Consider the following 12,156-nt stretch of genomic DNA (forward strand, 5'->3'; position numbering starts at 1 on the left):
GGGCATTCTAGCGGCTCGCGCCCCATCCCCCAAGTCTTTACGCCGCCGGTGATACGCCGGGGCCGCGCTCGGCGCCGCCCGCGTCTAGCGATAGGTCAGGCCGATCACGCGCCGCAGCTCATCCAGGGTGTCACGCACGGTGTCACGGGCCCGCTCGGCGCCTTCTGTCATCATGGTGCGCACCTTGCCATGCTCCCCTTCCAGCGCCTCGGCACGCTCACGAATCGGCGTCAGCGCCGCGTCGACATGCTCGATCAGACAGCCCTTGCAGTCCAGGCAGCCGATGCTGGCATCACGGCAGCCCTCCTCCGCCCACTGGCGGTCCGAGGCGGGCGTGAAGCTTTCATGCAACGTCCACAGCGGGCAGCGCTGCGGGTCGCCGGGGTCCTTGCGGCGCACGCGCGCAGGGTCGGTGGGCATCTCGCGCACGCAGGCCGCGATATCGTCGCGCCCGCTGCGCAGGAAGATGGCGTCTTCCCGTGCGGCCTTGTGTGTCTTGAGCTCCATGCCCAGCAGCGGCTCGACCTCGCCCTGCCAGTGTTCCGGCTCGCCGAGGATGCGCCGCCCGCCACCTTCCAGATAGCCGAGCAGGCGCTCCTGCTGGTTGCGGTTGAGCTTGCTGGTCTCGGCCAGCAGGCCGCGCGCACGCTCGAAGGCCTCGAGATCGCCCTCTTCCTGATAGTCGCTCAACCATTCGCGATACAGGCGACCACTCTTCTTACCCAGGCGCGCGATGGCGCGTTCAGCCTGCTCCTCGAAGCCGGCATCGCGGCCATAGCGATGATTGAAGCGCCGGGCGACCTCACGGGTGAACTCGATATGCGCACGCTGCTCGGGGCCGGCGGGCACCACCTGCCCCCGCAGCGCCAGAATGTCGGCCGCCTGCATCAGGGGCGCACCGAGCATGGCCAGACTGGCACCCTGCTGCTCACCGAGCCCGGCGACCATCTCGCGGTAGCTGGGCAGACGCTCCAGCCAGGCCTTGGGCGTGACGCTGGCCAGGATCATGTGCACGTCGGTCAGCTCCGGCACCCACGACTGGATGAACAGGGTAGCGACCTTGGGGTTGACCCCACAGGCGAGACAGTCGATCACCATCGCCCAGCTGTATTGCTCGATCTCGTGAGGCGCGTGACCGCTGACCGCCAGCGCGTTCCAGTCGGCGACCAGAAAATAGGCATCGTGATGGTATTGCAGCTCGGTCCAGCGCCGGATCACTGATTGATAGTGTCCGAGTTGCAGGTGTCCGGTGGGGCGTAAGCCGGACACCAGCCTGGCCGAGGTATCGGTGGCACTCACCTTGTGAGTTCTCCCTGAGGCGTATGAAGCCGCCAGTCTAGCAACCCGAGGCCCCGATCAGCATCCCCGCGACGTCGTGTCCCTGACAACATGCGCCACGCGACCGGATCACGCAGCGGCCAGCGCACCTGTCAGCCGGCGGCGATGCCGGTGCGATAGTGCCCGGCGTAGTCGAACAGCTTGTCGCGGATCTGCCAGTAACGCCCGCTCTTGCGCCCGATGACGAAGTCCGGCGCCTTGAGGCGCTCCTCGCCCGCCAGCACCTCGGCGATGTCCTTCGGCGCCCAGTCACTGCCCGGCGCGCGCAGATGACGCGCGAGGAAGCTCAAGCGGAAGGCGTGGCGCTGGGCGGAGGTCTCGAGCGCGAACCACTCGGACAGATCGGTGCCATCCTCGTCGTAATAGGTCACCTTCAAGCGTGGCAGGCCGCGCCCGTTGCGCGCCTCCTCCAGCTGCCAGCCGCTGACGCGCAGCACCCGTGCATCACGCAGCTTGAGCGCATCGCGCAGCTTGTCATCCGGGTCGACCAGCCGTGCCTGACAGGCATGACAATGGCGGGCGGCGATGTCATTGGCCTCGCCACACTGCGGACAGGCCTTGGCGCGATAGCGAAAGTCGCACTGCACCAGCGGCCTGCCCTCGCCCTCCGGGGACTCGACCAGTCCCTGACAGCGACGCCCGAAGTGCTCGACCACCAGCTCGCCATCCTTGCGTCCCCAGAACAGGTTGGCATTGCCGCATACCGGGCACTCGACCTGCACGATCTCGGTGTCGCCGGCCGGTTTCGGCGTCGCCACCTCCGGCGCGTAGAGATCCCAGGGATTGCCGGCGTAGTCGAGAATCAGACAGTCCGTCTTGCCGGGGCTCAGACGCAGGCCGCGCCCGACGATCTGCTGATAGAGACTGACGGATTCCGTAGGCCGCAGGATGGCGATCAGGTCGACATGCGGCGCATCGAAGCCGGTGGTGAGCACCGCGACATTGACCAGATACTTGAGCTGCTGGGCCTTGAAGGCATTGATCAGCCGCTCGCGTTCCTCGCCGGGCGTCTCGCCGGTGATCAGCGCCGCCTCGCCGTCAGGCAGGAGCGCGGTGACTTCCTCGGCATGCTCGACGGTGGAACAGAACACCATCACGCCGTGCCGCTCGCGTGCCTGGGCGACGATATCCAGCACGATGCCCGGCGTCGCGCGCGAGCCCTGCACCACCTCGTTGAGCTCCGCCTCCTGGAAGCTGCCGCCGATGCCGGGTGCCAGCTGCGAGAAGTCATAGCGCGCCACCGCGACATCGACACGCCGCGGCTCACTCAGAAAACCCTGCCGCACCATCAGGCGCAGCGGCTGCTCGAAGACGCAATCACGGAAGAAGCAGTCGTCATCCCCGCGCACCATGCCGTGATAGTGACGGTGGAAGATGAAGCCCTGACCGAGGCGATACGGCGTCGCCGTCAGCCCCAGCACCTTGAGGCGCGGATTGTGCTCGCGCAGATGATTGATGACCTTGCGATAGCTGGCGTCCTTCTCCAGCGAGACCCGGTGACACTCATCGATCACCAGCAGCGTGAAGGGCGCCGCCTGTGCATCAGTCGTCGGCTCAGCCGGCGTGAAGGCATCAAGATTGCGCACCACTGACTGCACCGAGCCGAACACCACCTGACGCGAGGCCTGCTTGCGCTTGAGGCCGGCACTGAAGATGTCGGCGTCCTTGCCATAGGATTCATACTTGGCGTGGTTCTGCTCGACCAGCTCGCGCACATGCGCCAGCACCAGCACACGGCCACGCGCGATACGCGCAAGCTCCGCGATCACCAGTGACTTGCCGCTGCCGGTGGGCAGCACGATCACCGCCGCCTCATCACTGCGGCGAAAGTGCTCGACGGTACGCCGCACGGCCTCCTGCTGATACGGACGCAGCTCAAACATGCAGCGCCGTCCAGCAAGACACATGAGTGGGAGCGCTGCCGGCAGGCAGGCCCAGGGACGTGAGGGCTGACAGGAACATTGACATCAAGAGGCCGCCGAATCGCAGGAAGGGACAATGCCCCCATTATCCGCATCAGCGACTGCAGCGGCAAAGTGGGTGTGGATAACCTGAGCCCGTCAGTCTTGGCCCGTCAGGATCAGAAGCGCGGCGCGCGTCCCTCGAGCTTGGCCTTGATGCACTCGGTCTGCTCCGCGCGCCCCAGCAGCGAGGACTGCAGTTCTGCCTCAAGCGCCAGTGCCTCGGCCTCTGGCGCAGCGAGGGCCTCGTCATAGAGACGCGTGATGGCGCGGATGGCGCTGGGAGAGCGCCCGGCAATCTGGCGCGCCAGGGCCAATGCCTCCTCCTGCGGGCTGGAGATGATGCGCGTGACCAGGCCGGCACTCTGCGCCTCGTTGGCCTCGACCTTGCGCCCGCTCCACGTCAACTCGTGCAGCCAGTCCGGTCGCACGCCACGCGCAGTGACGCTGATGCCCATGTCCGGAATGATGCCCCAGTCGATCTCGAGCACCGCCAGACGCGCATCAGGATCACACAGGCGGATGTCCGCCCCCAGCGCGATCTGCAGGCCGCCACCGAAGACATTGCCATGCAAGGCGGCGATGACCGGCACCCCGACATCTCGCCAGCCCAGCGCCAGCTGCTGCACGGTATTGCGCTGCGGCGCACAGCCATTGGCCCCCGCGACCAGCAACTGCGGCACGCGGGCGGCGTCGCCCATGATGGCGGCGATATCCAGCCCCGCACAGAAACTGGGCCCCTCGCCGGACAGCACGATGGCGCGCAGGCCTGATTCCCGGGCGCGGGCATGCAACTCCTGCTGTACCGCCAGCAGGGCATCGATCATCTTCCAGTCGATGCCGTTGTGCTTGTCAGGGCGATTGAGACGCACGTCGGCGACATGCTCACTGATCGAGAGGGTCACATAACGTTCAGGCGTGAGGTGGGTAGCGTCAGACATGGCGGTCTCCCTGCGACGGATAACGAGCAAGCACGCGCTCGAACGATTTCACGACAGTGCCGAGCGATGGCACTCATCCAGTGATAAACCCAAAAGGCGCAGGCAACCACACTGCGTTCGTCGAGCTGCCCACGGGCATGACTCGCTACGTCTCAGTGTGACTGCCTGCGCCCGGTTGTTGAACGGTCGTTTGGTCGCAGAGGTGACGATTGTCTACTCGCGCTTGGCCCCCGACACTTCTGACAGCGATCGCGGCTGGAAGCTCTCGGCCTGGGCCATCGCCCAGACACGACGATAGAAGGGATAGTCATCCCCTTGCGCCAGCAGTGCGCCCTTGGTCAGGAAGGGATGCAGGTGCGAGAACAGCTTGACCTCATTCTCGGAGACACGATGCACCAGGTGGTCCGGGGTGATCTGCCAGGGCGTGTGCAGGCCCGCCGCCGACAGGATCTCGGCCAGCGCATGCAGGGTGTTGTGATGGAAGTGACGCACCTGATCAGCCTTGTCTTCCACGACCAGCGATTTCTGGCGCAGATCATCCTGGGTGGCGATCCCCGTCGGGCACTTGTTGGTGTGACAGCTCAGTGACTGGATGCAGCCCAGCGCGAACATGTAACCGCGTGCGGCATTGACCCAGTCCGCGCCCAACGCCATCACGCAGGCGATATCGAAGGCACTGATGATCTTGCCGCTGACCCCGATGCGCACCTCATCACGCAGCCCTGCGCCCACCAGCGAGTTGTGTACGAACTGCAGCCCTTCGCGCAGCGGGGTGCCGAGGTGGTCGGTGAATTCGGTCGGTGCGGCGCCGGTACCGCCCTCACTGCCATCGACGACGATGAAATCGGGCACGATCCCGGTCTCGAGCATCGCCTTGACGATGGCCATGAACTCCCACGGCTGACCGAGGCACAGCTTGAAGCCCACCGGCTTGCCACCTGACAGCTCGCGCAGGCGCTGGATGAAGCTCAACAGCTCAAGGGGTGTGGAGAACTCACCGTGGTTGGAGGGCGAGATGCAGTCCTTGCCCATCGGAATCCCGCGCGTCTCGGCGATCTCCTCGCTGATCTTGCTGGCCGGCAAGACGCCCCCGTGGCCGGGTTTGGCACCCTGGCTGAGCTTGATCTCGATCATCTTGACCTGCTCGCTGGCTGCCTGACGGGCGAACTTCTCGCCATCGAAGCGCCCTTCCTCGTCGCGGCAGCCGAAGTAGCCACTGCCCAGCTCCCAGATCAGATCGCCCCCGAATTCGCGGTGATAGGGGCTGATGCTGCCTTCGCCGGTGTCATGGGCGAAGTTGCCCAGCCTGGCGCCCTTGTTCAGGGCGCGGATGGCATTGGCACTCAAGGAGCCGAAGCTCATCGCCGAGATATTGAACAGCGAGGCATTGTAGGGATGCGAGCACTGGGAGTTGCCGACGTTGAGGCGAAAGCCCTTGGGGTCCGGCACGCTCGAGGTCTGCATGGAGTGGCCGATGAACTCATAGCTGTCGGAATAGACATCGAGCAAGGTACCGAACGGCTGGGAGGAATTGTGCTGACGGCCACGCGCATAGACCAGTTCGCGCTGCTTGTGGGAAAACGGCAGCTGATCGGTGTCCGACTCGAACAGGTACTGACGCATTTCCGGACGCAGCGCCTTGAACAGGTAGCGCATGTTGCCGATCACCGGATAGTTGCGACGCACGGCGTAATCCGGCTGCTGCATGTCGTAGATGCCGACGGCGACCAGAAAGGCCATCAGCAGCGTCAGCGGCCATATCCAGGGCGTCAGCTCCGACAGCCCCAGGCAGACCAGCAAGCCGAGGACACAGAGCCCGAAGACGGAGTAGCGAGGTAACAGCGACCATTTCAGTTTCATCAAAGCTTCCTTTGCCAGCGAACAGCAATGTCAGGGCTGTCGTTGTGGGAGGGTCTGGGGTTGCGGCCAGGGGTTGTGATCAAGAGTTGCGACCACGGGCTGCGTCCAGTGCGGCGGCCACGGAACACGCCATGCCTGTCAGGCAGGCATCATCGATAGCGATGGCGATGGCGATGGCGATGGCGACATCACGATGACGCCAGCCTGCCGCATGCCGGGCCGACTGTCCTGCCCAACGGTGGAACCCGCTGTTGAGCCAGTCGCACCACGATGCTCTCGGCATGCCTGTAAACAAGAAGACGCCTTCGTGGCGTGAACCACGAAGGCGTCTCCCGTTACTGCATTTCGCCACTGGTGGCGTGCGCCAGCCTCATCGACCGAGGAGGCCGAGTCGCTGGCGCGTCACGTCGCTCAGTCAACCCAGCGACGGGCATTGCGGAACATGCGCAACCAGGCGCCATCCTGCTGCCAGTCGTCCGGACGCCAGGAGTTGGTGACGGCACGCGCCACGCGCTCCGGGTGCGGCATCATGATGGTCACGCGACCATCATCGGTGGTCAGGCCGGTGATGCCGGACGGCGAGCCGTTCGGGTTGGCCGGATAACGCGTGGTGGTCTGGCCGTAGTTGTCGACGTAACGCAGCGCGACCTGGCCGCTGCTCTGCATCTTGCGCAGGTGAGCGCTGTCGCGGAACTCGGCACGCCCTTCGCCATGCGCGATGGCGATCGGCAGGCGCGAGCCTTCCATGCCATCGAGGAACAGCGAGGCGCTCTTCTCGACTTCGACCATCGCGACACGGGCCTCGAACTGCTCGGACTCGTTGCGCACGAAGCGCGGCCAGGCCTCGGCACCCGGAATCAGCTCCTTGAGCTGGGAGAGCATCTGGCAACCGTTGCAGACGCCCAGCGCGAAGCTGTCATCACGGTTGAAGAAGCGCTCGAACTGTTCACGCGCACGCGCATTGAACAGCACCGACTTGGCCCAGCCACCGCCGGCGCCCAGCACGTCACCGTAGGAGAAGCCGCCACAGGCGACCAGGCCCCGCATGGTGTCCAGATCGACACGCCCTTCGAGGATGTCGCTCATGTGGACATCGACGGCCTCGAAACCGGCACGGTCGAAGCTTGCCGCCATCTCGAGCTGACCATTGACGCCCTGCTCGCGCAGGATCGCCATGCGCGGACGTGCACCGGTGTTCAGGTACGGCGCCGCGATATCCTCATTGACGTCGAAGGTGGCCTGAGCGGTCAGGCCCGGGTCACGCACGTCGTTGATAGACTCGAATTCGCTCTTGGCGCAATCGGCGTTGTCACGCGCGGCCTGCATGCGATAGCTGGTCTCGGCCCACAGACGCTCGGCGCTGGCGCGGGTGGTGGAGAGCAGGTTCTGGCCCAGCAGCGTGATGTTGATCTGCTCATCGGCACGCGGCGTGGCGATCACGCCACTGTGCTCGAGGCCCACGGCCTTGAGCTCGGCGAGGATGGACTCGGTATGCTCGCGACGCACCTGCACCACGGCACCCAGTTCTTCGGCGAACAGCGCGCCGGTGGCCTGACCCGGCTCGGCGGCGGTCCAGTCTAGAGAGATGTCGAGACCGACACGTCCCGCGAAGGACATTTCCATCAAGGTGGTCAACAGACCACCGTCGCTGCGGTCGTGATAGGCCAGCAGCTTGCCTTCGACGTTGAAGCGCTGGATGGCCTCGAAGAAGTGCTTGAGGTCTTCGGGCTTGGCAAGATCCGGCGCTTCGTTGCCGACCTGACCATAGACCTGCGCCAGCGCGGAGCCACCGAGGCGGTGAGCACCATGGCCGAGATCGATCAGGATCAGGTCCGTTTCCACGGCCTCGCCATTCAGCGTGCGACGCAGCTGCGGCGTGAGGGTACGCATGGCATCGGTGACCGGCGCGAAGCCTGTCATCACCAGCGACAGCGGCGCGGTGATCGACTTGTCTTCGCCGTTCTCGTCCTGCCAGGCGGTGCGCATGGACATGGAGTCCTTGCCGACCGGAATGGTCAGGTCCAGCGCCGGGCACAGTTCCATGCCGACGGCGTGGACGGCCTCGTAGAGCGCCTGATTCTCGCCGGTGTGATCGGCAGCGCTCATCCAGTTGGCGGACAGCTTGATGTCAGACAGCTTGGCGATCGGCGCGGCGGCCAGGTTGGTGATCACCTCGGCCACGGCCAGACGCGCGGACGCCGCCGGCGAGATCAGCGCGACCGGCGTACGCTCGCCCATCGCCATCGCTTCACCGACATGGCTGTCGAGGGAGCTGGTGGTGACGGCGCAATCAGCCACCGGTACCTGCCACGGACCGACCATCTGGTCGCGCGCGACCATGCCGGTGATCGAGCGGTCGCCGATGGTGATCAGGAATTTCTTGGAGGCGACGGTGGGCAGCTGCAGCACACGGGTCATCGCTTCGCGCGGGTCGAGGTTGTCGAGACCCAGCGCCGGCAGTTCCAGCGTCTGGCGCTCGAAGCTGCGTGACATCTTGGGCGGCTTGCCGAACAGCACATCCATCGGCAGATCGACCGGACGCGTATCGAAGTGGCCATCCTTGACGACCAGTTCGTGCTCCTCGAGGGCTTCACCGACCACGGCGTACAGGCAACGCTCACGCTCGCACAGGGCTTCGAAGGTGGCCAGATTCTCCGGTGCCACCGCCAGCACGTAGCGCTCCTGGGATTCGTTGCACCAGATTTCCAGCGGGCTCATGCCGGATTCAGCGCTCGGCACGGCGCGCAGGTCGAACAGGCCGCCGCGACCGCCATCCTTGACCAGCTCCGGCAGTGCGTTGGACAGACCGCCCGCGCCGACGTCGTGGATGAAGCAGATCGGATTCTTGTCATCCAGCGCCCAGCAGCGATCGATGACTTCCTGCACGCGACGCTCCATCTCGGCGTTGTCACGCTGCACGGAGGCGAAGTCGAGGTCTTCGCTGGAGCTGCCGGAGGCCATGGAAGAGGCAGCACCGCCGCCCAGACCGATCAGCATCGCCGGGCCGCCCATCACGATCAGCTTGGCGCCGACCGGAATATCGCCCTTCTCGACGTGCTGGCTGCGGATGTTGCCGTAACCGCCGGCGAGCATGATCGGCTTGTGATAGCCACGACGCTCGATGCCGCCGGCACCGAAGGCATCCTGCTCGTAGGTACGGAAGTAGCCGTTGAGGTTGGGACGACCGAATTCGTTGTTGAACGCAGCGCCACCGATCGGGCCTTCGAGCATGATGTCGTAGGCGGTCTTGATGCGCTCCGGCTTGCCGTAGTCGTGCTCCCACGGCTGTTCGAAGCCCGGAATACGCAGGTTGGAGACGCTGAAGCCGGTCAGACCCGCTTTCGGCTTGGAGCCGACACCGGTCGCGCCTTCATCACGAATCTCGCCACCGGCACCGGTCGCGGCGCCCGGATAAGGGGCGATGGCGGTCGGGTGGTTGTGGGTCTCGACCTTCATCAGGATGTTGATCGGTTCCTGATGATAGGTATAGATGTGGCCTTCGCCTGTCGGGAAGTAACGCCCGGCAGTCGGACCTTCCATCACGGCGGCGTTGTCACTGTAGGCGGACAGCACGCCATCCGGATGATGCTGGTAGGTGTTCTTGATCATCTTGAACAGCGAGTGCGACTGCGCCTCGCCGTCGATGGTCCAGTCCGCATTGAAGATCTTGTGGCGGCAATGCTCGGAGTTCGCCTGAGCGAACATCATCAGTTCGATGTCGGCAGGATTGCGGCCCAGAGTCTTGAAGGACTCGACCAGATAATCGATCTCGTCATCGGCCAGTGCCAGACCCAGGCTACCGTTGGCCTTGGCCAGGGCTTCGCGGCCACCGCCGAGGATGTCGACATGGGCAAGCTTGGCAGGTGCCTGATGCTGGAACAGACGTGCCGCGTCCTGAGTACGGGTCAATACCGTCTCGGTCATGCGGTCGTGCAGTCGGGAGGACAGCGTGGCGAAGAGCTCTTCGCTCAGGGGCGCGTCCAGCTTGATGCGGTAAGCGATGCCACGCTCGAGGCGGCGGACTTGCGGCAGGCCGCAGTTGGCGGCGATATCCGTGGCCTTGGAAGACCAGGGAGACAGCGTGCCGAGACGGGGGATGACGAGGAAGAGATGTCCTGCCGGAGTGCTCTCGTCACGACTGGGGCCGTAGTCCAGCAGGCGCTCCAGTGTTGTCCGATCGGAACTGCTCAGTTCACCATCGACCTCGGCCAGATGAAGGTACTCGGCATGAAGAGATTCCACCTCCGGCACCAGCTCGCGTAAGGCAGCCAGTAGACGGGTGTGACGGAAGGCGGAAAGGGCAGGCGCGCCTCGCAGTTCGAGCATGGTCAGGGAAAGCCTCTGAAGCAGCGTGAACGGACAACCGCCAAACGGCGGCAGCAAGCGCATATCATACGTGAAAGGCGAGCCTTAACGAAGCCCGCAGGCGACATGCGTTGGATGACAGTGTGTTGAGCTGCCGGTATGGTGGAAGCCCTGCCGTGAATGATGCTGACGCATGCTCAAGACTTCGCCCTCTTCTCTCATTCCGCCCGTGCGACAGCTGCTGCGCCACGCGCGGCGTTTCCTCGTCGCGGCGCTGGCCCTCGCCTTGCTGATACTGCCCGAGCGCACCCTCATCGAGATGCCCACGCGGCTGGACGATGTCCGCGCGCGCGACTTCATTCAGGTCGCCACGCGCAATACCCCCACGACCTTCTATCGTGGCCGTCAGGGGCCTACCGGTTTCGAATACGAGCTGGCACGGGACTTCGCCGATTATCTTGGCGTGAGTCTGTCGATGGATTCCGAGCACAATATCGAGAGCCTGACCCAGAGCGTGCTCAATGATCAGGCCGATCTTGCGGCCGCGACCCTGCCGCTGGATCTCTCCGAACAGGACCTGCGCTTCTCGCGCCCCATCCTCGAATTGCAGGCGATGGTGGTCTATCGACGTGGCATGCATCCACCCAAGGAATTGAAGGACCTGGTCGGCAAGCGCATCGGCGTCATCAAGGGCGCCGGCACCAGCCTGGTACTGCGCGAAGTCCAGCAGGACATCCCCGAGCTCAGCTGGAAGGAAACCGGCGAGCTTGAGGTGGCGGACCTGCTGCAACGCATCGAGGAAGACAAGCTGGATGCGGCGGTCGTCTATGCCCATCAATTCAAGCTCAATCGCCTGTTCTTCCCAAATGTGGAGAACGGCTTCGACGTGGGCGATCCGCTGACGCTGGCCTGGGCCTTCCCCGCGCATGGCGACATCTCATTGCTGACCGCCGCCAATGATTTTCTCGAGACACGCCGCCAGGATGGCACCCTCGATCAATTGGTCGAGCGCTATTTCGGCCATGATGACTATCTCGAGTATGTCGGCGCACGCACCTTCATCCGCCAGGCACGCGACCGCCTGCCGCGCTATATCGATACCTTCAAGGAAGCCGCACGCGAAACCGGTATCGACTGGAAACTGCTGGCCGCCACGGGCTATCAGGAATCGCACTGGCAGCCCAAGGCCACCTCTCCCACGGGGGTGCGCGGCCTGATGATGCTGACCAATGTGACGGCGCGCGAAATGAAGATCGCCAACCGTTTGGACCCCGTTCAGAGCATCGATGGTGGCTCACGCTATCTTGTGAGTATAAAGGGACGCTTGCCGGACGAGATCAAGGAACCGGATCGTACCTGGATGACGCTGGCAGCCTACAATGTCGGCCTGGGTCACCTGTTTGACGCCAGACGGATCGTGAAGATGAAGGGCGGCGACCCGAATCGCTGGAAGGATGTCCGCGAAGCCCTGCCCTTGCTTCAGAATCGTGAGTGGTACCAGAAAGTCCGTTATGGTTATGCACGCGGCGGAGAACCTGTCATCTATGTCCGCAATATCCGTCGTTATTATGAAATACTGAATTATGTTTACCGTAGCCAGCAGCAGTTCTATCAGCTGGATGAGCGTCCGATTACCGACGACGAAGGCGACAGCAATCCCTTCGATACAGTGCCTCCGATTCTCTGAGGATGGAGTTCGGACCGTCAGCACTCCGGTGCCTCAAGTGCACGCATCTTCACCACGCATCAAG

7 protein-coding genes are annotated in these 12,156 nt (G+C 64.2%); 1 reads left to right on the plus strand and 6 read right to left on the minus strand.

Annotation, left to right across the window (positions count from 1 at the left end):
• Positions 1-84: 84 nt before the first annotated feature.
• The 6 genes from H2O77_RS15265 to purL form a co-directional block, all read right to left on the minus strand.
• Positions 85-1,299, minus strand: a complete 1,215-nt coding sequence (locus H2O77_RS15265; RefSeq protein WP_043336371.1) for a hypothetical protein — start codon at positions 1,297-1,299, stop codon at positions 85-87.
• 131 nt (positions 1,300-1,430) lie between these two features.
• Complete coding sequence (locus H2O77_RS15270; RefSeq protein WP_215823472.1) at positions 1,431-3,221, minus strand: DEAD/DEAH box helicase; 1,791 nt, start codon at positions 3,219-3,221, stop codon at positions 1,431-1,433.
• Positions 3,222-3,418: 197 nt separating this feature from the next.
• Positions 3,419-4,240 carry a crotonase/enoyl-CoA hydratase family protein gene (locus H2O77_RS15275; protein ID WP_131432728.1) on the minus strand — a complete coding sequence of 274 codons (822 nt, stop codon included), beginning with the start codon at positions 4,238-4,240 and terminating at the stop codon, positions 3,419-3,421.
• Positions 4,241-4,453: 213 nt separating this feature from the next.
• Positions 4,454-6,100 (minus strand): FMN-binding glutamate synthase family protein, encoded by a 1,647-nt coding sequence (locus H2O77_RS15280; protein WP_215823473.1) that lies wholly within the window; start codon positions 6,098-6,100, stop codon positions 4,454-4,456.
• Positions 6,101-6,179: 79 nt separating this feature from the next.
• On the minus strand, positions 6,180-6,383 hold the full coding sequence (locus H2O77_RS15285; RefSeq protein ID WP_215823474.1) for a hypothetical protein: 204 nt from the start codon (positions 6,381-6,383) through the stop codon (positions 6,180-6,182).
• Between the two features lie 128 nt (positions 6,384-6,511).
• Positions 6,512-10,426: a phosphoribosylformylglycinamidine synthase gene (gene purL, locus H2O77_RS15290; RefSeq protein WP_215823475.1), complete on the minus strand. Its 3,915-nt coding sequence runs from the start codon at positions 10,424-10,426 to the stop codon at positions 6,512-6,514.
• Positions 10,427-10,598: 172 nt separating this feature from the next.
• Between purL and mltF the strand changes: the two genes are divergently transcribed.
• A complete protein-coding gene (gene mltF / locus H2O77_RS15295; protein WP_082388806.1) occupies positions 10,599-12,092 on the plus strand; it encodes a membrane-bound lytic murein transglycosylase MltF in 1,494 nt (497 codons plus the stop codon).
• Positions 12,093-12,156 lie beyond the last annotated feature (64 nt).

Origin of the sequence: Cobetia sp. 4B (genome assembly GCF_018831605.1) — a bacterium.
GTDB classification, from domain to species: domain Bacteria; phylum Pseudomonadota; class Gammaproteobacteria; order Pseudomonadales; family Halomonadaceae; genus Cobetia; species Cobetia amphilecti.